The organism is Streptomyces sp. NPDC005931, from assembly GCF_042871235.1.
Lineage (GTDB): Bacteria > Actinomycetota > Actinomycetes > Streptomycetales > Streptomycetaceae > Streptomyces.
The window spans coordinates 730,370-753,541 of sequence record NZ_JBIAIG010000001.1 but is presented as its reverse complement, the minus strand read 5'-3'; the positions used below and the strand labels follow the sequence as shown (position 1 = coordinate 753,541).

The window sequence follows — 23,172 nt, the reverse complement described above, 5'->3', positions numbered from 1 at the left end:
GGCGCTCCGGCTCCGGGAGGGGGTCAGTCCCTCCTCGGGTGCGGGGTGGAGCCGTAGGCGGTCAGGAAGCGGTCGCGGAAGGCGCTCATCCGCCACACCGGTGCGTCCTGCGCGGGCCGGAGCCCCTCCGTCCAGTGCCAGCCGTCGATCCGCTCCAGCACCTCCGGGTCCTTGGCGACGATCGACACGGGCACGTCGCGGCTGGCGCGGGGGCCGCTGACGCGGGCGATGGGCTGGTGGTCGCCGAGGAAGACCAGCACGGTGTCGTCGGTGCCGTAGCGCTCGAGCCACTGGGTGAGGCTGGTGACCGAGTACACGATCGACCTGCCGTACTCCCGCCGGGACTCGGTGCTGTCGGCGATGACGTCGGCGGACGTCCGGCCGGCCCGTTGGACGGCGTCGAAGACCGAGCCGTCGCCGAGGTCCTCCCAGTCGACGAGCTCCGGGATCGGTGCCCAGGGCTGGTGGCTGGAGGTCAGGATGATCTCCGACATCAGCGGCCGGTCCCGTTCCCGGCCGTGCTCCAGGCGCTCGAACGCCTCCAGGGCGTACTGGTCCGGCATCGTCGACCAGCTGAACTTCGGGCCCCGGTAGCCGAGGTGGAAGGCGTCGTAGACCTTGTCGAGGCCGTACCACTCGGCCTCCGGCCAGCCCTTCTGCACGCCGGGCATGATGCCGACGGTGTCCCAGGCGCCGGTCCTGCGGAACGCCTTGGTCAGGGTGAGGTGGTCGCCCGCGGTGACGGTGCGGTAGCGCTGCTGGTTGTCGACCCACAGGCCGGACAGGGCGGTGGAGTGGCCGAGCCAGCTGCTGCCGCCGAAGGTCGCCGAGGTCAGCCAGCCGCTGCGGGCCCGGTAGCCGGCCTTCTCCAGTGCGTCGGTGCGCGCGTCGAGGACGGGGGTGACGGCGGGGGCGACGCGGGGGTCCTCGACGGCGGTACGGCCGTAGCTCTCGATGAACGCGAAGACGACGTCCTTGCCCCGCAGGCCCCTCAGGAGCTGGTCGGGCGGTGTGGCCCCGAAGGTGTCCGCGCGGGCCTCCCGGGCGAACGCCGCCTCGTCGCGCAACGTGTTCACCACGCTCCGGGCCTGCGCCCTCAGCGCCCCCGCGGCCCGGTCGGAGGCGACCGGCACCCCGGCGAGCTGGAGGCCGAGGGCGGTGCAGGTGATCCACACGGTCCCGGCGATCAGCGCGCCCCGGGTGGCCCGGGAGCGGTGCCGGTCCAGCAGGTTGCTCAGCCGTACCGTCGCGAGGGCCGTCACCAGGATCAGGAGCAGCACGAGGACGACCGCGCCGACGGTGGCCGCGGTGGCGGCCGTGCCGCCCATCGAGTCCTCGACGTAGGCCCGCGCGTCGTCGAGCAGGCCCCAGTCGAGCACGAGGTTGAACCTGCGGCCCAGGTACTCGGTGAACCCCATGTCCAGCAGGTTCAGCACGGTCAGGGCGCCGAGGCCCGCCCCGTACAGCGCGGCCACGACGATGCGCGGCCGGCGCGGCAGGCCGAGCAGCACCACGGCACCGATGATCGCCTCGGCGGGGATCCGGGTGAACCGGCTCGGGCGCAGGGCATCGGTGGTGTTCGGCAGCAGCAGGGCGCCGACGACGAGTGCGGCGGCGAGGACGTGCCCGCCCCGGCGGACGCCGCGGGCCACCCGGGGATGCGCGGCGCGCAGACGTGCGAGGCGGGCACGGGGTGAGGGGGCCCGCGGTGCGGACTGCTGGTCCGCTGCGGCCGTCAGCGGTGCGGGCCGCCGCTCCGCCGCTGCCGCCGGTCGTCGCGGGCGGCGCAGGTGTGCGAGGAGAGACACCTGGAGGTCCTTCCGTACGGAGCCCGTGAGGAGGCGGACCCGGCGTGGGGGTCCGGGTCCGCCGTCGTTCCGTACGGGCGCTGTGACCGGCGCGTTCAACCCACGGGTGGTCTGTTGCGCGGCACGTCCGGGAACGCGGCGGGGCGGTGTCCCGGAGTCGTCCGCATGGTGAAATCGCAGTGGCTGTGACAGCGTGATTCTCGCCACCCTTGATAGGGGCAGCGCTCAGATGAGCGGATCTTGGGCGGCTGCACTTCTCAAAGGTTGGCACTCAGTGCCACACTTTGATCGTTCATCGAGCGAAATCATGCGTGCCGGTTGCCGCTCACATGAGCGATGGGATGCCTCTCAGGAGGCCCGGTGCGTTCAAGAGGTGAAAACACTTGGCCGTGACCGCTTGCCAAGCTTTGACTTTCGATCCACTGGCGTACGAGTGGTTACAGGCTCATGACGCGTGAGCAGACGTACCCAGACGCCTTTGATCTGGGTATGTTCCTCGCCGTCAGGGCAGCCACCGCGTCCTCGAGGAGTCGAGACCCGTGTCGGAAAACAAAGATCCCCACGTAGCTCAGTCGGGCACGAGCGTTGAGGGCGTGAAGTTCGTCTACGACTTCACCCAGGGCAACAAGGACCTCAAGGACCTGCTGGGCGGCAAGGGTGCCAACCTCGCCGAGATGACCAACCTGGGCCTTCCGGTCCCGCCCGGCTTCACCATCACCACGGAGGCCTGCAAGGTCTACCTGGACAGCGGTCAGGAGCCGGCGGCACTGCGTGACGAGGTGAGTGCGCACCTCGTGGCCCTCGAGGAGAAGATGGGCAAGAAGCTCGGCCAGCCCGACAACCCCCTCCTCGTTTCGGTCCGCTCCGGAGCCAAGTTCTCCATGCCGGGCATGATGGACACCGTCCTCAACATCGGCCTGTCGGACAAGTCGGTGCAGGGCCTGGCCAAGCAGGCGGGCGACGACCGCTTCGCGTGGGACTCCTACCGCCGCCTCATCCAGATGTTCGGCAAGACGGTCCTCGGCGTCGACGGCGAGCTCTTCGAGGACGCGCTGGAAGCGGCGAAGGCGGCCAAGAAGGTCACCGTCGACACGGAGCTGGAGGCGTCCGACCTCAAGAAGCTCGTCACCAAGTTCAAGAAGATCGTCAAGACTGAGGCCGGCCGGGACTTCCCGCAGGACCCGCGCGAGCAGATGGACCTCGCCATCAAGGCGGTCTTCGACTCCTGGAACGGCGACCGCGCCAAGCTCTACCGCCGCCAGGAGCGCATCCCGCACGACCTGGGCACCGCGGTCAACGTCTGCTCCATGGTCTTCGGCAACCTCGGCCCGGACTCCGGCACCGGCGTCGCGTTCACCCGCGACCCCGCCTCCGGCCACCAGGGCGTCTACGGCGACTACCTGCAGAACGCGCAGGGCGAGGACGTGGTCGCGGGCATCCGCAACACCGTGCCGCTCGCGGAGCTGGAGTCGATCGACAAGAAGTCGTACGACCAGCTGATGCAGATCATGGAGACGCTGGAGAACCACTACAAGGACCTCTGCGACATCGAGTTCACCATCGAGCGCGGCCAGCTGTGGATGCTCCAGACCCGTGTCGGCAAGCGCACCGCGGGCGCCGCCTTCCGCATCGCCACCCAGCTGGTGGACCAGGGCCTGATCGACGAGGCCGAGGCGCTCACCCGCGTCAACGGCGCCCAGCTCGCCCAGCTGATGTTCCCGCGCTTCGACGAGAGCGCGAAGGTCGAGCAGGTCGGACGCGGCATCGCCGCCTCCCCGGGCGCGGCGGTCGGCAAGGCGGTCTTCGACTCCTACACCGCCGTCAAGTGGTCCCGCTCCGGCGAGAAGGTCATCCTCATCCGCCGTGAGACCAACCCCGACGACCTCGACGGCATGATCGCGGCCGAGGGCATCCTCACCTCCCGCGGCGGCAAGACCTCCCACGCGGCCGTGGTCGCCCGCGGCATGGGCAAGACCTGCGTCTGCGGTGCCGAGGAGCTCGAGGTCGACACCAAGCGCCGCCGGATGACCGTGCCGGGCGGGCACGTCGTGGAGGAGGGCGACCTCATCTCCATCGACGGCTCCAGCGGCAAGGTCTACCTCGGTGAGGTCCCGGTCGTGCCCTCCCCGGTCGTGGAGTACTTCGAGGGCCGGATGCACCCGGGCGCCGACGACGCCGACGAGCTGGTCGAGGCCGTGCACCGGATGATGGCCTTCGCCGACCGCAAGCGCCGGCTGCGCGTGCGCGCCAACGCCGACAACGCCGAGGACGCGCTGCGCGCCCGCCGCTTCGGCGCCCAGGGCATCGGCCTGTGCCGCACCGAGCACATGTTCCTCGGCGACCGGCGCGAGCTGGTCGAGCGGCTGATCCTGGCCGACACCGAGGCCGAGCGCGAGGAGTCCCTCAAGGGTCTGCTGCCGCTCCAGAAGCAGGACTTCATCGAGCTGTTCGAGGCGATGGACGGCCTCCCGGTCACCATCCGCCTGCTCGACCCGCCGCTGCACGAGTTCCTGCCCGACATCACCGAGCTGTCGGTCCGCGTGGCCCTCGCCGAGTCCCGGCAGGAGCCGCACGAGAACGAGCTGCGCCTGCTCCAGGCCGTGCACCGGCTGCACGAGCAGAACCCGATGCTGGGTCTGCGCGGTGTCCGCCTCGGCCTGGTCATCCCCGGCCTGTTCACCATGCAGGTGCGGGCCATCGCGGAGGCGGCGGCCGAGCGCAGGGCCGCCAAGGGCGACCCGCGCGCGGAGATCATGATTCCGCTGGTCGGCACGGTCCAGGAACTGGAGATCGTGCGCGAGGAGGCCGACAAGGTCATCGCCGAGGTCGAGGAGGCCACCGGCACGTCGCTCAAGCTCTCCATCGGCACGATGATCGAGCTGCCGCGCGCCGCGCTGACCGCCGGCCAGATCGCCGAGGCGGCGCAGTTCTTCTCCTTCGGCACCAACGACCTCACCCAGACGGTGTGGGGCTTCTCCCGGGACGACGTGGAGGCCAGCTTCTTCACCGCCTACCTGGAGAAGGGCATCTTCGGGGTGTCGCCGTTCGAGACGATCGACAAGGACGGCGTCGGCTCCCTGGTGAAGCTCGCCGCCAAGGCCGGCCGCGAGACCCGGCCCGACCTCAAGCTCGGCGTGTGCGGCGAGCACGGCGGTGACCCGGAGTCCGTCCACTTCTTCCACGAGGTGGGCCTGGACTACGTCTCCTGCTCCCCGTTCCGCATCCCGGTCGCCCGGCTGGAGGCCGGCCGCGCGGCGGTCACCTCCCAGGGCAGCGACCACCGCTAGCCCTCCGGGGCACGAGACCCCGGAACCGTTGTCTGTCACCCGACCACCCTCACCGATCGGCAACGGTTCCGGATCACGAGGAGGGGGCGGCACCCGTGCGGGGGTGCCGCCCCTTCGTGCTGCGTCTTCCCGCCGCCCCCGCGTGCCGCCGGGGCCGGCTCAGCGGTCGCCGCGCCGCCTGCGGGCCGCGAACATCACGCCACCGCCCGCGAGCAGCACCGCCGCGCCGCCGGCCGCCAGGTAGGGGGTGGCGCTGCTGCCGCCCGTCTCGGCGAGGTCGGAGCCGCCCGGCTCGCCGGTGCCGGTGCTCCCGGCGCCGTCGTCGGTGCTCGTGTCCCGGCCGGTGTCGATCTCGTCCTCGGGGTGCGGCTCGAAGTCCGCGGGCGGCTTGTCGCAGCCGATGCCGTCGCCGTCCCGGTCCAGGTGCTCGCCGTAGTGATCGTCCCCGGAGGGGATGTTGGCGTAGCCGTGGTCGTACGCCTCGGTGCAGTTCCTGAACGGGTGCGTGCCGTCGTGGGCCTCGGCGGTGGCGGGCAGCGCGGCCAGCGCGAGGCCGGCGAGGACCGCCGTGGCGGCGGAGGTGCGGAACGGGTTCATGACGAGAGCCCCCCAGCTCGGTGCGGGTACGTGTGCGGATGCCCGTGCCTGTCGCTCGCACGGAGTGACGAAGCTACTGGGGGACCCGTGCAGCGGCGGGGATACGGAGCACCTGTGATGCGAACGTGACGTGACTGGGAAGTAGCGCTGCGCTACGGGACCTTCCGCGGGCGCGCACCCGGTCGGGCGTTGCCACGGGGGTCGCCGTCACGCAGGGACGCGCGCGGGGTCGCCGTCACGCAGGGACGCGCGCGGGGTCGCCGTCACGCAGGGACGCGCGCGGGGTCGCGGTCGGGCGGGGACGCGCGCAGGGTCGCCGCCACGCCGGGGATGCCGCCACGCCGGGATGCCGGCCATGCCGTGTCCGCAACACAGCGGCGCCCTCACGCCGGAAGGGCCGGGGCCTCGTAGGCGCGGGGGCCGGGGGCGGCCGGGGCGCCGCCGTCCTCGGGCGGAGCGGCCGACGGAAGGCTGATCACCGCGTCCAGGCCGCCGGTCGCCGCCGTGTGCAGGGCGGCCTCGCCGCCGCTGGCGTGGGCGAGGCGCTGGACCAGAGCCAGGCCGAGGCCCGTGCCGCCCTTGGGGGCGCCCGGTGCCCGCCAGAAACGGTCGAAGGCGCGGGCCCGCTGCTCGGCGGTCATGCCGGGGCCCTCGTCCGTGACATGCAGGTCGACCCGGCAGGGGCGGCTGTCGCGCAGGGCCCGCCGGGCCGGTGTGTGCAGCCGCAGCTCGATGGTCACCGTGCTGGCGGCGGGCGAGGCCCGCAGGGCGTTGGACAGCAGGTTGTCCAGGATCTGCTCCACGGCCCCCGGCAGCGCGAGCACCGGCCCCACACTGCCCGCGAACAGCACCAGGGACACGTCCTGCCGGGCGAACACCGGAGCCCAGGAACGGTGCCGCTCCGCGCACACACCGCCGATGTCGACCAGGACCGGGGTGGCCGCGCGCTCCTCCAGACGGGCCATCGCCAGCAGCCCCTCGACCATCCGGGCCAGCCGGTCGGTCTCGGTCATGGCGGCCTCGAGGCTGCCCCGGGCGCGCGAGGAGACGTGCGGCTCCAGGTTCTCCAGGCGCAGCCGCAGCGCCGCGAGCGGGGTCTTGAGCTGGTGCGAGGCCTCACCGGCGAACGCCCGCTGGGAGGCGAGCAGATGGGCGAGGCGGGCCGCGGTGCGGTTGAACGCCGCCGCCAGGCTGCGCACTTCGGGCGGCCCCTTGGTGACCGGCACCGGCGCGAAGCGGCCCCCGTCGGCCAACGCGTGCGTGGCGCGCTCCAGTTGCCGGATGGGCCGGCCCGCCCAGCGGGCGAAGGCGAACCCCACCACGGCGACCGCAGTCAGCACGCCCAGCCCGCCCACGCCGAGCAGCAGCCACACCCGGTGGACCCGCTCGTGGACCGTGCGGGTGGGCACCGTCAGCCACACGGCGCCCTCCGGCCGCCCGAGCTCGCCGACCGGCGCGGTGACCGACAGGTACTCCACCCCGCCGATCGTGGAGGTGCGCACGTCCACGGTCGAGGTGCCCCGCAGCGCCGCCTCGATCCCGGGCCGGGAGGCCAGCGCCCGCGCGGCACGGGCGGTCAGCGAGTGCGAGGCGGCCAGCGGGCGGCCCGTGCCGTCGACCACCACCACCTTGCCGCCGATGCGCCGGGCGCAGTGCGCCACCCGCCCGGGCAGCTCCCGCCGGGCCCGGCCGGCGGCCAGGGACAGGGCGGTGTACGCGGACACCGCCTCGGCCTCGTTCCGCGCCGCGTTGACCACCCCCTCCCGCTCCGCGCGCGAGTAGACGAAGCCCAGCGGGATCTCCAGGCACGCCAGGACCAGCGCGGCCAGGCTCAGATAGCTGAGCAGCAGCCGGCGGGTCACGGCGACGCCGCCCGTCCGCCCTCCGGCCGCGGGTGCACCGCCAGCCGGAAGCCGACGCCGCGCAGCGTCCTGATCCACGCCGGGTGCCCCAGCTTCCTGCGCAGCGCCGCCACATGGACGTCGAGGGTCTTGGTGGGCCCGTCGAAGTGCGGGTCCCACACACGGTCCAGGATCTGCTGCCGGGAATAGACCGCGCCCGGGTCCTCGCTGAGCAGCGCCAGCAGGTCGAACTCCTTGGGGGTGAGGGCCACGGCGGTCTCACCGACCCACACCTGTCGGGTGCGGCGGTCCACGACCAGCGGTCCGGGGTCCGGCACGGGGCCGGACGCGGGCGCCGGGTCGGGCTCGTCGGACACGGCCGGCCCGGGCGGGGCGTAGGTCTCGTGGAACGGGAACCCCTCGTGGGAAGGGGGCGGTTCGGGAGCGAGGACCGGCTCGTAGGAAGGGGGCGGTGCGAGTGCGCCGGCCGGCTCGTACGACGGGGGCGGTTCCGGTGCCGTGACCTGCTCGTAGGACGGCGGCGCGGCCTGGGGGACGGCCCCCGGGGTGTCGGGGTGGGCGCGCCGGGTCCGCCGGGTCACCGCGCGGACCCGCGCCACCAGCTCCCGTACGCTGAACGGTTTCGCCAGGTAGTCGTCGGCGCCCAGCTCCAGGCCCAGCACCCGGTCGGCCTCCTCGCCGCGGGCGCTGAGGATGACGATCGGCACGTCGGAGACCCGGCGGATGCCCCGGCAGACGTCGACGCCGTCCATGTCCGGCAGCCCCAGGTCGAGCAGGACGACGTCGCCGTACGGGCCTCTCAGGCCGTCGGTGCCGGTCGCCACGCGGTCGACCGCCAGCCCGAAGTGCGCGAGGCCCTCGGCGAGCGGTTCGGCGATCGTCTCGTCGTCCTCGACCAGCAGCACTCGTATGCCCATGCGTCCTGTCTCTTTCGTGAAACATCATCGAAACAAATCCAGGAAGCGCGCACCCATTTCACGCGCCACGGGCGACACGCTACAAGACGCCCCGCCTTTCCGTGCTCCGGGGCAAAGAAAGTCACATTCCTGTCCGCCTGCTGGTCACCGCTTAACCTCTCGCTGTACATGCCTCCTCTACGGTGAATCCGGCACAGCCGAACTCCCCACCATGGAGGCTTAGTTGAAAGCGCTACTGGATCGCGCCCGGACTTTCAGCCGACGGGTCGATTTCGAAAGCGACGCATACCGGAAACTGGCCGAGGGGCAATATCCCGAGGCGCTCTTCATCACCTGCTCGGATTCACGGGTGATTCCAGCGCTCATCACCGGAGCGCGTCCCGGCGAATTGTTCGAGCTGCGGAACGCGGGCAATATCGTGCCGGCGTACGGGCGGCCGGGGGCCTCCGGGGAAGCGGCCACCATCGAGTACGCACTGCGGGTGCTCGGGGTTCAGGACATCGTCGTGTGCGGTCACTCACACTGCGGCGCCATGGGCGCGCTGAAGTCCGGCGACGACCTGTCCGCGCTGCCGGGTGTGGACGCCTGGCTCCGGCTGGCCCGCCCCGAGCTGGCCCCCGTGCTCGAGACGGCACCCGACGACCCCTCGCTGGCCGAGGTCGTGAAGAGCAACGTCGTCAACCAGCTGGCCGCGCTGCGCACCTACCCCGTCGTGCGGCAGCGGCTCGCCGACGACACCCTGCGCCTGCACGGCTGGTACTACGAGATCGACACCGGCAGCGTGCACGAACTCGACGAGGCCGGCGGCTTCCGGGTGCACGCCGCGTGAGCGGGGCCCACGCGCGCGGCCGGACCCGCGGAGCGGCCCCCCGCAAGGCCGGGACGCAGACCCGGCAGCAGGCCCGGGGAACCGCTCCGCCGCCCGCGCGGGACAAGGGCCCGAAGGCCGACCTCGCCACCGAGATCACCGCGTCCCTGGTGGTCTTCCTCGTGGCCCTGCCGCTGTGCATCGGTGTCGCCGTCGCCTCCGGCGTCCCGGCGGAGCTGGGGATCATCTCCGGGGTGATCGGCGGTCTGGTGGTCGGCGCGATCCGGGGCTCCACGCTCCAGGTCAGCGGGCCGGCCGCGGGGCTCGCCGCCCTGGTCGCCGAGACCGTCGCGGAACACGGCCTGGCCACGCTCGGCGTGATCGTCCTGTTCTCCGGGCTGCTCCAGATCGTCCTCGGCATGGTGCGGCTCGGCCGGATGTTCCAGGCCATCTCCATCGCCGTCGTCCAGGGCATGCTGGCCGGCATCGGACTGCCGCTGATCTTCAGCCAGCTCTACCCGATGGCCGACGGCAAGGCCCCCGGCACCCCGGTCGAGAACATGGCCGGCGTCCCGGGGCTGCTGGCGGACATCCTCACCGACCGGCAGGCGATGATCGCCACCCTGCTCGGCGTCGTCACGATCGTGCTCAGCTTCGTGTGGAAGAAGGTCCCGGGACCGGTCGCGAAGATCCCGGCCGCCCTGGTCGCCGTGGGCATCGGCTGCGTGGTCGCCGCGCTGCCCGGCGTGGACGTGCGCACCCTCCAGGTGGGTGATCTGCTCGCCTCGGTGCAGCCCCCGGGCGCCGGGCAGTTCGCCGAGCTCGCGAACGCGGCGGTCCTCACCTCCATCCTGACCTTCACGGTGATCGCCTCCGCGGAGAGCCTGTTCACCGCGGCCGCCGTCGACCGCATGCACAACGGCCCGCGCACCCGGTACAACACCGAGCTGATCGCCCAGGGCGCCGGGAACACCCTCGCCGGTCTGCTGGGCGCGCTGCCCGTCACCGCGGTCGTCGCCCGCAGCTCCGCCAACGTCCAGGCGGGAGCGAAGACCCGGCTCTCGCGCACACTGCACGGCCTGTGGCTGCTCGCCTTCGCCCTGCTGCTGCCGCAGGTCCTCGCGCTGATCCCGATCTCGGTGCTCGCCGGCGTCCTGGTGCACAGCGGGTGGAAGCTGTTCGCGCCCGCCGAGTTTCCCAAGATGTGGCGCCAGGACCGCGGGGAGTTCGCCGTGATGGCCCTGACCACGCTGGTCATCACGGCCACCGCCCTGCTGGAGGGCGTGCTGTTCGGCCTCGGCGCCGGGATCGTGCTGGCCGCGCTGCGCATGTCGCAGACGGTGATCCGGCAGCACATCGACGAGGACACCGCCAAGGTCGTCATGGCCGGCAACGCCACCTTCCTGCGGCTGCCCGGGGTCATCGAGGCACTGGAGGCCGCCGCGGCCTCCGGGAAGCCGCGGATCCGGCTCGACCTCACCGGCGTGACCCACCTGGACCACGCCTGCCGCAACCAGATCGAGGAGTTCACCGCCCAGCAGCGCGGACTGGGGCTGCGGGTCGAGCTGCTGATGCCGGGCACGGCGAAGCGGGCGGCGGCGGACGCACCGATGACGGACGCTCCGGTGACGGCCTCACCGGTCACGGCCCCGTACTCCGGGGCGGCGAACGCCCCGCACACCGCCCCCCTGCCGCCCGCCCCGGACGCCGAGTGGTTCTACCTGGACACCCGGCCCCTGCCGGACGACTACGCGGGCGCCCGCCGCTCGTAGGCTGAGAGCGTTTCCGAGCGCAGGGAGTGGTCATGTCCCGCCTGGACGGCGCACGACATCCCCGGCCTCAGCGGGCCCGTCGCCGGCGTCACCGGGGTCAACGGCGGGCTCGGGCCGGCGACGGCGCCGGCCGGGGCCGACGCCCGGGTCGTGCCGACCTGTCGCAGCGAGTCCCGGGGCCGGACGGTCCTGGACCGGCCGCGGACCGGGGTGCCGGCCGCCGAGGCCGGGGTGCGGCGGCCGGCCTGGGCGACCTGACCGGCGTACGCGAGTTCGCCGCCACGCTGCCGTACGAGCGGGTCGATCCGCTCGTCAACAACGCCGGCGTGATGGCGCACTCGCACGGCACGACCGCGGACGGATTCGAGACACCCGGTCCGGGACCAACCACCTGGGGCACTTCACCCTCACCGGGCTGCTGCTGCCCGCGCTGCTCGCGGCGCCCTGGGCCGGGTGGAGACCGTGTCCGCCATGACGCACGCGCCGGCCGACATCGACCCGCGCGACCTCGACGGTGAACGGCCCTACCGGCGCTGGACCGCCTACGCGCGCTCCAAGCCCGCCCACCTGTTGTGCACGCACGAGCCGGCCCACCGCTGAGCGGCGCGGGGCGCGGACCTGGTGGCCGCCACCCATCCCGGGTACGCGGCCGCCGGCCTCCAGACGGCGGGGCCGCGAGCCGCGGGCCGAGGGGCGCCGGGCCGCCGAGCGGCTGATGCGGCGCGCCAACCGGATCGTCGCCCAGCCCGCCGGGGGCGGTGCGCTGCCCGTGCTGTACGCCGCCTGTACGCCGCGACCGCGCCCGGCGTGCGCCCCGACGCGTACCGGGGACCGTCCGTCGCGATGTGGCGCGGGGCGCCCGCACCGTCCTGGCGGGCGCCCTGGACCGCGAGGACGCGACGGGGGAGCGGCTGTGGGCCGCCTCCGAGCAGCTGACGCGCGTGACCTGCGCCGCGCCGGCCGCCCCCTGACCGCGCCCTCCGGTGCTGCGCCACCGCCGCGGACGTCGTCAGCGGGGTCTGCGGGCTCCTGTGGGGCCGGTGACGCGGGCATCGACCGGGTGGAGGCCGGGCGCCACGACACGGGCGCGTGCCCCCGGTGGGGAGGCACGCGCCCGGTGTCCTGCCGGTCCCCGTCCTACGCGGCGCTCACGCCGCCTTCACCTCGTACGCCGTCACGCGTACCGCCTCGTCGTCCAGGCACTGCCCCGTCTCCAGGTCGAAGCGCTGCTTGAGCAGCGGCGAGGCGACGAAGGGGCGGCCCTGGTGGGTGCCGGTCAGACCGCGGGAGAGGACCGCAGCGCCGGTGAACGGGTCGCGGTTGTCGACGGCGTACAGCCGGCCGTTCCGGTCGGCGAAGACGGCGACCTGCCGGCCGTCGGGGAGCAGGGCCGCCACCCCGCGGCCGGGGATCAGCGTGCTGAGGTCGCAGACCGTGAACCAGTCGTCCGCCAGGCGGAGCCGGACCTTCAGGTCGGTGGTCTCGAGTGCCAGGGTCATCGCTGGGCGCTTCCTTCCAGGATCTCGTCAGAGGGTCGCAGGCCGATGTTCAGCAGGGGCAGGTCGGGCTTGATCTGGTCGCGCTCGGGGACGAAGGCGACCACCGGGTCGGGGGTGTCGGGCGCGTTCACGAAGGACACGAACCGGGCGAGCTTCTCCGGGTCGTTGATGGTCTCGGCCCACTCGTCGCGGTAGTGCGAGACATGGGCGGCCATCAGGGCCTCCAGCTCGTCGCAGATGCCCAGCGAGTCGTGCACCACCACGTCCCGCACGTGGTCCAGGCCGCCCGGGATCCGCTCCAGCCAGGTCGAGGTGCGCTCCAGGCGGTCGGCGGTGCGGACGTAGAACATCAGGAACCGGTCGATCAGCCGGATCAGCTCGGCGTCGGAGAGGTCCTGGGCGAGCAGGTCCGCGTGGCGCGGGGTGGCGCCTCCGTTGCCACCGACGTAGAGGTTCCAGCCGTTGGCGGTGGCGATCACACCGAAGTCCTTGGACTGGGCCTCGGCGCACTCGCGCTGGCAGCCGGAGACCGCCGACTTCAGCTTGTGCGGGGAGCGCAGTCCCCGGTAGCGCAGCTCCAGGTCGATCGCCATGCGCACCGAGTCCTGCACGCCGTAGCGGCACCAGGTCTGGCCGACGCAGGACTTCACCGTGCGCAGCGACTTGCCGTAGGCGTGGCCGGACTCGAACCCGGCGTCCACCAGGCGCGCCCAGATCAGCGGAAGCTGTTCCACCCGCGCGCCGAACATGTCGATGCGCTGGCCGCCGGTGATCTTCGTGTAGAGGCCGAAGTCGCGGGCGATCTCGCCGATGACGATCAGCTTCTCCGGGGCGATCTCACCGCCGGGGATGCGCGGGACGACCGAGTACGAGCCGTTCTTCTGGAGGTTGGCCAGGAAGTGGTCGTTGGTGTCCTGGAGCGCGGCCTGCTCGCCGTCCAGCACGTAGTTGCTGGCGCCGATCGTCGGGGCGAGGGAGGCGATGATCGAGCCGACGGTCGGCTTGCAGATCTCGCAGCCGTCACCGCCCCGGGCGTTCTCCCGGCCGTGGCGGTCGAGCAGGTCCTGGTAGGAGGTGATGCGCAGGGCGAGGACGATCTCGTACAGCTCCTCGCGGGTCTGCGCGAAGCAGCCGCACAGGCCCTTGTCGACCTCGATGCCGCTCGCCTCCAGCTCGGTGTTGACGAGCTGGCCCAGCACCTTGACGCAACTGCCGCAGCCCGTACCGGCCTTGGTGCACTTCTTCACCTCGGGCACGGTGGTGCAGCTGTGCTCGGTGACCGCGCCGCGGATCGTGCCCTTGGTGACGTTGTGGCAGGAGCAGATCACCGCGTCGTCGGGCAGCGCGGACGGTCCGAGCTGGGCGCCGCCACCGGATCCGGCCGGCAGCACCAACTGCTCCGGGGAGACCGGCGGCACCGAGCCGGTCAGCGCCCGCAGGGTGCCGTAGGCCTCCGCGTCACCGACCAGGATGCCGCCGAGCAGGGTGCCGTCGCGGCCGACGACCAGCTTCTTGTACAGGCCGGCCCGGGAGTCGGAGTAGACGACGTCGAGGCAGTCCTCGGTGGTGCCGTGCGCGTCGCCGAAGGACGCCACGTCCACACCGAGCAGCTTCAGCTTGGTGGACAGGTCGGCGCCGGTGAACGCGGCCTCGTCGGCGGCGATCGTCGCGGCGGCGGTCTCCGCCTGCTCGTAGCCGGGGGCCACCAGACCGTAGACGCGGCCGTCGGCGGCCAGCGCGCACTCGCCGATCGCGAAGACGTGCGGGTCGGCGACCGTGCGGCACTGCTCGTCGACGGTGATGCCGCCGCGCTCGCCGACGGTGAGGCCGCAGTCCCGGGCCAGCTGGTCACGGGGGCGGACACCGGCGGAGAACACCACCATGTCGGCGGCGAGTTCGGAGCCGTCGGACAGCTTCATGCCGGTGACTGCGCCGGAGCCGTCGGTCAGGATCTCCTGCGTGCCGACGCCGGTGTGGACGCTCAGGCCCATGTCCGAGATGGTGCGCAGCAGTGCGGCGCCGCCGCCCTCGTCGACCTGGACCGGCATCAGGCGCGGCGCGAACTCCACGATGTGGGTGTTCAGCCCGAGCCCCTTCAGCGCGCCCGCGGCCTCCAGGCCCAGCAGACCGCCGCCGACCACCGCGCCCGTCTTCGCCTTCGTCCTCGCGTACTCCTCGATCGCGAGCAGGTCCTCGATCGTGCGGTAGACGAAGCAGCCCTCGGCGTCCTTGCCCGGCACCGGCGGCACGAACGGGTAGGAGCCGGTGGCCAGCACCAGGACGTCGTAGTCGACGACGAGCCCGGAGCGGGCGGTGACGCGGCGGGCCTCGCGGTCGATGCTCTCCGCCGGGTCGCCGACGTGCAGCTCGATACCGTGGTCCTTGATGAACTCCATGTCGGTCATGGAGAGTTCCTCGGGGGTCCGGCCCGAGAAGTACGAGGTGAGCTGGACGCGGTCGTACGCGGGGCGCGGCTCCTCGCACAGCACGACCACGCGGTGCGTGGCGGTCAGGCCGCGCTCGGCGAGCGCTTCGAGGAAGCGCTGGCCGACCATGCCGTGGCCGACGAGCACGATCGTGGGGGTGCCCCCCGGGTTGGCGGTCATTCAGGAGCCTCCATCGTTGGTGAGCAGGTGGAGCAGCGGGCCGCCGTCGGAGGGGAGCGGCTCTGCTCCCTCCCAGGCGCGGGCGAGGGCGCCGACGGTCCCGAGATCGCCGACGAGAACCCCGCCGACCAGGCGGTCGTCGCGGACGACGACCTTGCGGTAGGTGCCCCGGGTGGCGTCGGTGAGCTGGACGACGTCGTCGCCCGGCAGCGCCTGGGTCTCGCCGAACGCGGCCAGGTCGAAGGGGCTGTCCGGCCCGGTCAGGGTGAGCCGGGTCAGCGAACGGGTGCCGGTGTAGCGGGCGTCCGCGTCCCCGGCGAGCAACGCGGCGAGCGCGTCGGCCTGTTCGAGTGCCGGGGTGGCCAGTCCGTACACCGTGCCGGCGTGCTCGACACAGTCGCCGACGGCGTGGACGTGCGGGTCGGACGTGCGCAGTTCGTCGTCGACGACGATGCCCTTGCGGACCTCGAGGCCCGCCGCCTGCGCGAGCCCCACCCGCGGGTGCACCCCGCAGGCGAGCACCACGATGTCGGCGTCGAGCGCGTATCCGTCGGCCATCTCCACCGAGCGGACCGCGCCGGCGACACAGCGCACGTCGCGCACCCGGCATTCGGTGTGCACCTCGACGCCCAGTTCGGTCAGATGCCGCTCGACCAGCCGGGACGCGGCCGGGTCCAGCTGGCGTTCCATCAGCCGCTCGGACTGCTGGGCGAGGACGACCTGCGCGCCGCGCCGGGCGAGCGCGCGGGCCGCGGAGACGCCGAGCAGTCCGCCGCCGATGACGACCGCCCGCACGCCCGGCCGTATCGCCTTGGCCAGGCCCAGGCAGTCGTCCATGGTGCGGAAGGCGTGCACGCCCTCGGGAAGTTCGCGGTCCGCGGTGAACAGGCCGCGCAGCGGAGGCAGTACGGGGTTGGAGCCGGTGGCCAGGACGAGGCGGTCGTATGCGATCACCGAGCCGTCCGCGCAGGTGACTGTCCGCCCGGCGCGGTCGATGCCGGTGACCCGGCCGCGGACGATCCCCGTGGGCGCCGGCAGGGCGATCACCTCGGGGCTGTAGCGTCCGGCCAGCACGTCGGCGAGCAGCACCCGGTTGTACGGGCGGTGCTCCTCCTCGCCGATCAGCGTCACGGGCGTGCCGAGCTCGCCGAGCCGCCGGGCGAGTCGTACGCCCGCGAGGCCGGTGCCGATCACCACCACACGCTCATTCGAGGTCATGCCCTTGAGCGTGCGGTGCGGGTGTTACCCGGCAGCATCACCTCTGTTTCCCGCGCGGAACGCTGCCCTCAGCGGGGGAGGGGGGTGCGTGTGAGGGTTCCGGGAGCGGACGCGGACACGGCTGTGAGGAGGCGGACAGCCGCGCCCAGCTCAAGGAACGCTCATCTCGATGGACGTACCATCTATTCCGTCCCTAGGCTCGCGCCCATGCCCGACATCTCCCTGACCGCGGTCGTCCTGCTCTGCCTGGCCGCCCTCGCCGCCGGCTGGATCGACGCCGTGGTCGGCGGCGGCGGGCTGCTGCTCCTGCCGGCCCTGCTGCTGGGACTGCCCTCCGGCACCCCGGCCGCACACGCCCTCGGCACCAACAAGGCCGTCGCGATCGTGGGCACCACGGGCGCGGCGGTCACCTACGCCCGCAGGGCGCCGGTCGACGTACGGACCGCCGTACGGATCGGCCTTGCCGCCCTCGCCGGATCGTCGGCCGGGGCCTCCCTCGCAGCCGGGATGAGCACCGAGGTGCTCAAGCCCGTGATCATGGTGGTGCTGCTCGCGGTGGCCGCTTTCGCCATCCTGCGCCCCGCCTTCGGTACCGTCCCCGCCACCGGCCCGGTGACCCGGCGCCGGATCCTTGCCGCGATCGGCCTCGCCGGCCTCGGCATCGGCTTCTACGACGGTCTCGTGGGCCCCGGCACCGGCACGTTTCTCGTCCTGGCGCTCACCGCCCTGCTCCACCTCGACCTGGTCACCGCCTCCGCCACCGCCAAGATCGTCAACTGCTGCACCAACGCCGGTGCGCTCGCCACGTTCGCCTGGCAGGGGGCAGTGCTGTGGCAACTGGCGGCGCTAATGGCGGTGTTCAATCTGGCGGGCGGCACGCTCGGCGCGCACACCGCCCTGAAGAGGGGCAGCGGCTTCGTCCGCGTCGTCCTGCTGACGGTCGTCCTCGCCCTGGTGGCGAACCTGGCGTACGAGCAGTGGGCGGCCTGACGGCCCGGTGATCGACCGGGCGGACATGATCCGCGCGCGCGGGTTAGGCTCCAGCGCCGCTCCGTGACGCGGGCGGCCGGTGCTGGGGAGCGCCGCGGAACGGAACACGTGTGGGGGAGACGATGGTCGAGGACGGCAGACCGTCCGGGGCGTGGCCGCTGAAGAAGGCCGCCCTGGTGGTCGGCGCGGGCGCGTTGATCGGGCTCGCGGTGGAGTTCCACTGGCTGGGGTGGACGTCCTTTCCCGGCAACGGCTGCGGCGGCAGGTACCGTCCCTGCCCGGAGGGCACGACGCCGACTCTCGTCCTGGCGTTCCTCCTGACCTTCGGGGGCTTCATCGGGCTCACCGTCGCCCTCGCCGCGTTCACCCGGGCCCGCCCCGGCAAGGCCGTGCCCGGCGCCCTGGTCGCGGTGGGTGTCCTGGTCGTGCTGTGGCCCGGCTGGCAGGCCTACCTGTGGATGCGCGGGCCGGTGCTCGACGGCGCCTGGGAAGCCAACCCCGACCGGCCCTCGACCGTGCGTGGGGTGGGGGCCTGGGGTGTGGGGGAGGACGCGGGCACGGTCGTCCGCGCCCGGACCGACGCGCTGGTCGCCTACGACTCCGGCAGCGGGGACCGCGCGTGGGTCCTGCCCGCTCCGGTGCGGGAGTCGGTGTGCGCGATGAGCGAGCGGATCGTCGACGGCATCGGCCTGGTCGCCTTCGCGCGGGACGACCAGCCGTGCGGCACCGTGTGGGGTGTCGACGCGAGCAGCGGACGCAAGGTGTGGGAGCGGCACCTCACCGGGAGGACGCCGCTGTACGGCGGTGGCGGTGTGCTCGGCGCCGACGCGGGCGTCGCTGTGGCACTGGGGGAGCATTCCGTCCACGGATACCGGCTCACCGACGGCGGGGAGCGCTGGACCGTGCAGCCCACCGCGCCCCGGTCCGGTGGCGAGGACGACGCCGCATGCGAGCCGGTGACGGCCTCCTCGGCCGGCGGCACCACCCGGGTGGCCGTGACGTGCGGCTCCTACAGCGACTTCCACTCGGCGTGGCTGCTCACCCTCGACACCGCCACCGGCAAGGAACGGAGCCGGCGCGAGCTGCCGATCGAGAGCTACCTGAACGCGGCCGCGGTGCTCTCCGCCGAGCCGTTCACCCTGCTGGTGCGGGAGAAGGACGAGCGCGGACTCACCGCCGTACTGGCCTACGCCGACCCGGACGACCCGGAGCGGGAGCCGGTGACGCTCCCGCTCACCGCCGACGAGGAGGATCTGGCTCTCGACACGTCCGGCCCCGGCTTCGCGGCCCGGCCGGTGTTCCCGGCCGTGGTCGCCGACGGCAACCTGGTCGTGGCCGCCACCGAGCCGGGTGCGGGTGATCGCGAGCGGGTCGTGGCCTATGCGCTCGACGACGGCCGGCGCCGCTGGCACGCGGACCTGGGCACCACGGTGGCCGCCCTCGCTCCGGCGGGCCGGGACCGCGTGGCCGTGCTCGGCCAGTCCCAGCGGCTGTGGACGCTCACCGCCGGGGACGGCACCCGGCTGGGCGAGGAGGACGGCATCACGGTGCGCGACCTCGCCTGGAAGCTCGACACGGCCCCGCAGCTGCTCCGCGCCGGCGACACCTGGGTGATCGTCAACGCCAACGGCGACGAGTACCCCCCGGCGCTCGCGGTCAGGCCCTAGCCGCCCGCACCAGCAGGTCGATCAGACCCGCCCCGTCCTCGTCGCCATGTCCGTCGGCGACGCGTCGGGCCATGAGGTCCAGGTACGGCGTCAGCAGCTTGGCGCTGACGCCCTGTTCCTCGGCGGTGCGCAGCAGCGTGGTGGTGCCCGCGACCTGCATCGCGAGGTGGGACACCACGCCCTCGGTGTAGTCGCCGCTCTCCAGTCGTTCGGCGGTCTCGTGCACCGTCGGGCTCATCGCGCTCAGCCACGAGACGAGCAGCGGGGCGAAGTCCTTCGGGGCCACGTCCTCCCGGCGGATCAGCGCGAAGGCGTGCGCCACCCCGGCGAACATGCCGTACATCGCGCTCAGCAGCGCCACGTCGTGGAGCGCGGCGAAGCCCGGGTCCTCGCCGACGTAGCGGGTGCCGGCCGGGACGGCCAGGGTGGCCCGGTGCTCCTCGAACACGGCGCGCGAGCCGCTGTAGAGGACGTGGGCACCGGACTCGGCGTCCCCGATCATCGGCGGTACGGCCAGGATGCCGCCGTCCAGGTACCGGGCGCCGCGCGACGTGGCCCAGGCGGCGCGAGCGCGGCCCTGCCCGGGAGTGCCGGTGGTCAGGTTCACCAGGTCCCGCCCGGACAGGTCGGCCCCGTCCAGCGCCTCGCCCACGGAGGCGTCGTCGAGCAGGCAGACGACCACCAGACGGCTCGCGGCCACGGCGTCGCCCGCGCCCGCGGCCACCGCGGCGCCCTCGGCGGCCAGGGGCGCGGTGCGGGCGGGGGTGCGGTTCCAGACGGTCAGCGGATGCCCGGCGGCGAGCCAGGCGCGGGCCAGCGCGGTGCCCATGGCACCGGTGCCGAGGAGGGTCACGGGGGTGGGGGAAGCGGGAGCGGCCGGGGCGGTGTTGTCGGTCATGGCGACTAGGCTCGCCGCGGGGAAAGGGCCTGCTCAAGTACGCACTTCGAAGTGGGCACGCACCCCGGGGAAAGCGTGCAGGCAGCGGAGTTGGACGGGGTGGCGGCATGGCGGCGGGACGGCGGCCGGGCGGGTACGTGTGCGGGATCGACGCGGCGATGGACGTGATCGGCGGCAAGTGGAAGGTGCTCATCCTCTGGGCGCTGCACGAGCGGCCCCACCGCTTCGGCGAACTGCGCCGGGAACTGCCCGGCATCACCGAGAAGGTGCTCGCCTCGCACCTGCGGGAGATGGAGCGCGACGGCATCGTGCACCGCGAGGAGTACGACGAGGTCCCGCCGCGCGTCGAGTACTCGCTGACCCCGCGAGGCGTCACCCTCGACCAGGCCCTGGAACCGCTGGGCGCGTGGGGGAGGGCGAACGTCCTGGGCGGAACCGGCCCGCACCCGGTCGGGTGAGCGCGCCCGCGGCGCTCACCGGCTGCCCGTCAGATGCGCGTACACGACCACGTTGCCCTGGTAGCCGGTCGTGCGGTGGTAGCCGCCGCCGCAGGTGATGACCCGCAGCTCGGGGCGGCTCGCCGCGCCGTACACCTTCGCGTCGGGGAAGTCCCGGGCGGAGTACACCTCGACGGCGTACACGGTGAACACGGCGACGCCGCCGTCGCGCCGGTCCACCTCGACGGTGCTGCCCTTGCGGAGCGCACCCAGCGAGTAGAAGACGGCGGGGCCCTCGGCGTTGTCCACGTGCCCCGCGACGATCGCGGTGCCCGTCTCGCCGGGCGTGGTGCCCGCCTCGTACCAGCCGGCCAGGTTCTTCCGCTCGGCGGGCGGGACCTCCAGGCTCCCCGTCCGGGTCAGACCGAGTCCCGTCAGCGGCGCGTCCACGCGGATGGCGGGGATACGGATGCGGTGGGGCGGGGAGGGCGGCAGGGCGGGAGCTGCCCGCTGCGCGCCGCCTTCGTCGTCCGCCCCGGAGCGGGCCTCGGCGGCCGACGGCTGCGGCGGGGCATGCGTCCGGGCCCCGTCGTGCAGCAGCCAGGCCCCGGAGCACAGCGCCAGCACCGTGACGGCCGCTATGGCCGTGTTGCCCGGACTGCCCGTCCGGCGGTTCCTGCGGGGCATGGCGGACTGACCTCTCTTCGAGTCGGCGCCCGTATCCCCCTCCGGGCCGCGAGGGGCGTCGGGCCCGGAGGGGGAGGGGACGTGCGGTACCGGCGGACAGGCGGCGGAGGGTGCCCGTCAGATCCCGTCGCCTCTCGCCCGGCGATGCAGGAGCCAGGTACCGCCCGCGGCGGCGACGGCGAGAGCCGTCACGCCGGCCGCGGTCTGCACGGGGTCGGGGCCCAGAGCGCCACCGACCCCCGTCTTCACACTGCCCCGGGGATACACCTGCTGGGAGTCGTGGGGCGGGAGCGAGGGGGGCGTCAGCGTGACGACCAGGTCGCCGGTCACCCGCCGGCCGCCCCCGTCGCACGTGGCGACGATCTCGTACGTCCCCGGATGCGCGCCCGGCGGCACCCGGAACCGCCCGATCACGTCCTGCTCGTGCGCGCTCGGCGCCAGCGTGAAGCGCCCCGCGCCCACGGCGGTCGCGTCGCCGGCCGCCGTGCCGCCGGGGCCGCACGCCGCGGTGTTCACCGTCACCTGCCCGCCCGGTTCCACCGACGACGGGTACACCTCCAGGCTCCCGTCCGGCGGGCCGGCCGGACGGACCGCCGGGGCGTCGGCCTCTCCGGCGTACGCGGGCACGGCGAGCAGCCCCGTGGCCCCCGCGGCGAGCAGCCCCGCGGCGGTCACGGCGAACGCGGTGCCGGTCAGCGGCCGGACGGTACGACGCATGATGCTCCCTCGGCTTCACGGCGGGGCACGGCCCGCGGCACCCCCATGTGCCGCCGTCGGACGCGTCCCTGCACTTCCGAGGTAAGTGCCGACGGGCCCGGACCGCTTCCTGAGCGGGCGTCGGAGGGCGGGCCGAACGGGTGTCGCCGGGATCCCGGCGAGCCCCGCCGGGTCGGCGTTCGGGCAGGTCACCGGGCGGTCGCGGGTGCCGGCGCGGAAAGCCGTACGGCGCGGCGGTGAACGGGTGACCGGGACGCGCGGGTCACCGCTTGACCTCAATCGAAGTCGAGGTACGAGTCTGTGCGGCATGAAGACAGCGACCGATGTCCTCCATGTCACCGTCGTCCTCGGCAGCAACCGGCACGGGCGCTTCGGCCCCGTCGTCGCCGACTGGCTGCTCGACCGGATCCGTGAGCGCGACGACCTCACCGTCGACGTCGTCGACGTCGCCGGGATCGACCTGCCCACCACCTTCGAGCGGACCGCGCGGGCCACCGCCGCGCTCGCCGAGGTCACCCCGAAGCTGGCCCGTGCGGACGCCTTCGTGGTGCTCACTCCCGAGTACAACCACTCCTTCCCGGCGGGCCTGAAGAACCTGATCGACTGGCACTTCGGCGAGTGGCGCGCGAAGCCCGTCGCCCTCGTCACCTACGGAGGGCTCGCCGGGGGCCTGCGCGCCGCCGAACACCTGCGCCAGGTCTTCGCCGAGCTGCACGCCGTCACCGTGCGCGACACCGTCTCCTTCCACAACGCGGGCGCGTCCTTCGACGACGAGGGCCGCCCGCGGGACCCGGCGGGTCCGGACGCGGCGGCCAAGACGATGCTGGACCAACTGGTCTGGTGGGCCGCGGCGTTGCGGGAGGCACGGGCGCGCGGGCCGTACGCGGGGTGAGACCGGCGGCGGGCGGGGACGCTCAACAGCGCCCGACCGGGGGGTGCTTCAGCCCCGCCCCCGCCACTCCCCGCGCTCGATCGGCTTCCCCCGGACCCGCAGCCGGGCCGCGACGGCGGACGCGGCGACGTAGACCCAGGCGCGTACGGCCGTGCCGTCGGCGGTGCGCACCACGTCCCGCGCCACCCGCTCGTAGAGGTTGCGCGAAGCGCCGGGCGCGTACCCCTCCAGCCGGTCCAGTTCGGCCAGCAGCCCCGTGTACTCCTGCGGCCGGGCGGTGACCAGTTCCCCGCCCACCGAGCCGCCCGGCTCCTCCACGGCGTACGGATAACCGGGCCCGTCGTACAGCACGGCGCCCGGCAGCCGGGCGGGCTCCTCGCTCAGCGTGCGGCCGCGCAGGAAGAGGTCGTGGTTGGCCTCGCCGGGGCGGAGCGTGCCGTAGACGAAGAAGGGAAGGGTCACTCGTTTCACCTGCACGGACGGTCGGGGAGCCCCTCTGCACCGAAGTGC

General features: G+C 73.4%; 18 protein-coding genes and 1 pseudogene. 8 read left to right on the top strand and 11 right to left on the bottom strand.

Annotated elements, in window-relative coordinates; genetic code table 11:
• Positions 1 to 23: 23 nt before the first annotated feature.
• Positions 24 to 1,739, bottom strand: a complete 1,716-nt coding sequence (locus tag ACFYOV_RS03425; RefSeq protein WP_389082444.1) for a CDP-alcohol phosphatidyltransferase — start codon at positions 1,737 to 1,739, stop codon at positions 24 to 26.
• Positions 1,740 to 2,347: 608 nt separating this feature from the next.
• Between ACFYOV_RS03425 and ppdK the strand changes: the two genes are divergently transcribed.
• Positions 2,348 to 5,095 carry a pyruvate, phosphate dikinase gene (ppdK, locus tag ACFYOV_RS03420; RefSeq protein WP_389082197.1) on the top strand — a complete coding sequence of 916 codons (2,748 nt, stop codon included), beginning with the start codon at positions 2,348 to 2,350 and terminating at the stop codon, positions 5,093 to 5,095.
• Between the two features lie 159 nt (positions 5,096 to 5,254).
• Here ppdK and ACFYOV_RS03415 read toward each other — a convergent pair whose 3' ends face one another.
• The 3 genes from ACFYOV_RS03415 to ACFYOV_RS03405 all read right to left on the bottom strand — a co-directional run bounded on the left by ACFYOV_RS03415 (position 5,255) and on the right by ACFYOV_RS03405 (position 8,471).
• Positions 5,255 to 5,692: an LAETG motif-containing sortase-dependent surface protein gene (locus ACFYOV_RS03415; protein WP_389082194.1), complete on the bottom strand. Its 438-nt coding sequence runs from the start codon at positions 5,690 to 5,692 to the stop codon at positions 5,255 to 5,257.
• Positions 5,693 to 6,075: 383 nt separating this feature from the next.
• Positions 6,076 to 7,554, bottom strand: coding sequence for a sensor histidine kinase (locus tag ACFYOV_RS03410; RefSeq protein ID WP_389082192.1), 1,479 nt, complete (start codon positions 7,552 to 7,554; stop codon positions 6,076 to 6,078).
• Positions 7,551 to 8,471 (bottom strand): response regulator transcription factor, encoded by a 921-nt coding sequence (locus ACFYOV_RS03405; protein WP_389082189.1) that lies wholly within the window; start codon positions 8,469 to 8,471, stop codon positions 7,551 to 7,553. The genes ACFYOV_RS03410 and ACFYOV_RS03405 overlap by 4 nt, the downstream gene beginning before the upstream one ends.
• Positions 8,472 to 8,694: 223 nt before the next feature.
• On the opposite strand from ACFYOV_RS03405, the gene ACFYOV_RS03400 reads away from it, so the two are divergent.
• The 3 genes and pseudogenes from ACFYOV_RS03400 (at position 8,695) to ACFYOV_RS03390 (ending at position 12,022) form a co-directional block, all read left to right on the top strand.
• Entirely contained in the window at positions 8,695 to 9,300 is a 606-nt protein-coding gene (locus ACFYOV_RS03400) for a carbonic anhydrase (RefSeq protein WP_389082187.1), read from the top strand.
• Positions 9,297 to 11,051, top strand: a complete 1,755-nt coding sequence (locus ACFYOV_RS03395; RefSeq protein ID WP_389082184.1) for a SulP family inorganic anion transporter — start codon at positions 9,297 to 9,299, stop codon at positions 11,049 to 11,051. Before ACFYOV_RS03400 ends, ACFYOV_RS03395 begins: the two co-directional genes overlap by 4 nt.
• Before the next feature lie 57 nt (positions 11,052 to 11,108).
• Positions 11,109 to 12,022, top strand: a pseudogene (locus ACFYOV_RS03390) (SDR family NAD(P)-dependent oxidoreductase).
• Positions 12,023 to 12,199: 177 nt separating this feature from the next.
• Here the strand turns inward: ACFYOV_RS03390 and nirD are convergent.
• The 3 genes from nirD to ACFYOV_RS03375 are packed head-to-tail and all read right to left on the bottom strand — an operon-like array spanning position 12,200 to position 16,374.
• The gene (nirD, locus tag ACFYOV_RS03385) at positions 12,200 to 12,550 is read right to left on the bottom strand and encodes a nitrite reductase small subunit NirD (RefSeq protein ID WP_389082182.1); all 351 of its coding nucleotides are present in this window, start codon (positions 12,548 to 12,550) and stop codon (positions 12,200 to 12,202) included.
• On the bottom strand, positions 12,547 to 15,156 hold the full coding sequence (gene nirB / locus ACFYOV_RS03380; protein WP_389082179.1) for a nitrite reductase large subunit NirB: 2,610 nt from the start codon (positions 15,154 to 15,156) through the stop codon (positions 12,547 to 12,549). Before nirB ends, nirD begins: the two co-directional genes overlap by 4 nt.
• Positions 15,157 to 16,374: an NAD(P)/FAD-dependent oxidoreductase gene (locus tag ACFYOV_RS03375; RefSeq protein WP_389082177.1), complete on the bottom strand. Its 1,218-nt coding sequence runs from the start codon at positions 16,372 to 16,374 to the stop codon at positions 15,157 to 15,159.
• Positions 16,375 to 16,581: 207 nt separating this feature from the next.
• Here ACFYOV_RS03375 and ACFYOV_RS03370 point away from each other — a divergent pair, with 207 nt between their 5' ends.
• Together ACFYOV_RS03370 and ACFYOV_RS03365 are read left to right on the top strand one after the other, a co-directional pair.
• Positions 16,582 to 17,364, top strand: coding sequence for a sulfite exporter TauE/SafE family protein (locus ACFYOV_RS03370; RefSeq protein ID WP_389082175.1), 783 nt, complete (start codon positions 16,582 to 16,584; stop codon positions 17,362 to 17,364).
• A gap of 110 nt (positions 17,365 to 17,474) precedes the next feature.
• The gene (locus ACFYOV_RS03365) at positions 17,475 to 19,031 is read left to right on the top strand and encodes a PQQ-binding-like beta-propeller repeat protein (protein WP_389082173.1); all 1,557 of its coding nucleotides are present in this window, start codon (positions 17,475 to 17,477) and stop codon (positions 19,029 to 19,031) included.
• On the opposite strand, the gene ACFYOV_RS03360 is transcribed toward ACFYOV_RS03365, so the two are convergent.
• Positions 19,021 to 19,929 (bottom strand): NAD(P)-dependent oxidoreductase, encoded by a 909-nt coding sequence (locus ACFYOV_RS03360; RefSeq protein ID WP_389082170.1) that lies wholly within the window; start codon positions 19,927 to 19,929, stop codon positions 19,021 to 19,023. The two genes, ACFYOV_RS03365 and ACFYOV_RS03360, sit on opposite strands and share 11 nt — an antisense overlap.
• Positions 19,930 to 20,036: 107 nt before the next feature.
• On the opposite strand from ACFYOV_RS03360, the gene ACFYOV_RS03355 reads away from it, so the two are divergent.
• Positions 20,037 to 20,387 carry a winged helix-turn-helix transcriptional regulator gene (locus tag ACFYOV_RS03355; protein ID WP_389082168.1) on the top strand — a complete coding sequence of 117 codons (351 nt, stop codon included), beginning with the start codon at positions 20,037 to 20,039 and terminating at the stop codon, positions 20,385 to 20,387.
• 15 nt (positions 20,388 to 20,402) lie between these two features.
• Here ACFYOV_RS03355 and ACFYOV_RS03350 read toward each other — a convergent pair whose 3' ends face one another.
• Positions 20,403 to 21,053 carry a class F sortase gene (locus ACFYOV_RS03350; RefSeq protein ID WP_389082166.1) on the bottom strand — a complete coding sequence of 217 codons (651 nt, stop codon included), beginning with the start codon at positions 21,051 to 21,053 and terminating at the stop codon, positions 20,403 to 20,405.
• Between the two features lie 117 nt (positions 21,054 to 21,170).
• Positions 21,171 to 21,770 carry a hypothetical protein gene (locus tag ACFYOV_RS03345; RefSeq protein ID WP_389082163.1) on the bottom strand — a complete coding sequence of 200 codons (600 nt, stop codon included), beginning with the start codon at positions 21,768 to 21,770 and terminating at the stop codon, positions 21,171 to 21,173.
• A gap of 307 nt (positions 21,771 to 22,077) precedes the next feature.
• Here ACFYOV_RS03345 and ACFYOV_RS03340 point away from each other — a divergent pair, with 307 nt between their 5' ends.
• Positions 22,078 to 22,662, top strand: coding sequence for an NADPH-dependent FMN reductase (locus ACFYOV_RS03340; protein WP_389082161.1), 585 nt, complete (start codon positions 22,078 to 22,080; stop codon positions 22,660 to 22,662).
• A 48-nt stretch (positions 22,663 to 22,710) separates the two neighbouring features.
• On the opposite strand, the gene ACFYOV_RS03335 is transcribed toward ACFYOV_RS03340, so the two are convergent.
• Positions 22,711 to 23,124 (bottom strand): gamma-glutamylcyclotransferase family protein, encoded by a 414-nt coding sequence (locus tag ACFYOV_RS03335; RefSeq protein WP_389082158.1) that lies wholly within the window; start codon positions 23,122 to 23,124, stop codon positions 22,711 to 22,713.
• Between the last annotated feature and the right edge of the window lie 48 nt (positions 23,125 to 23,172).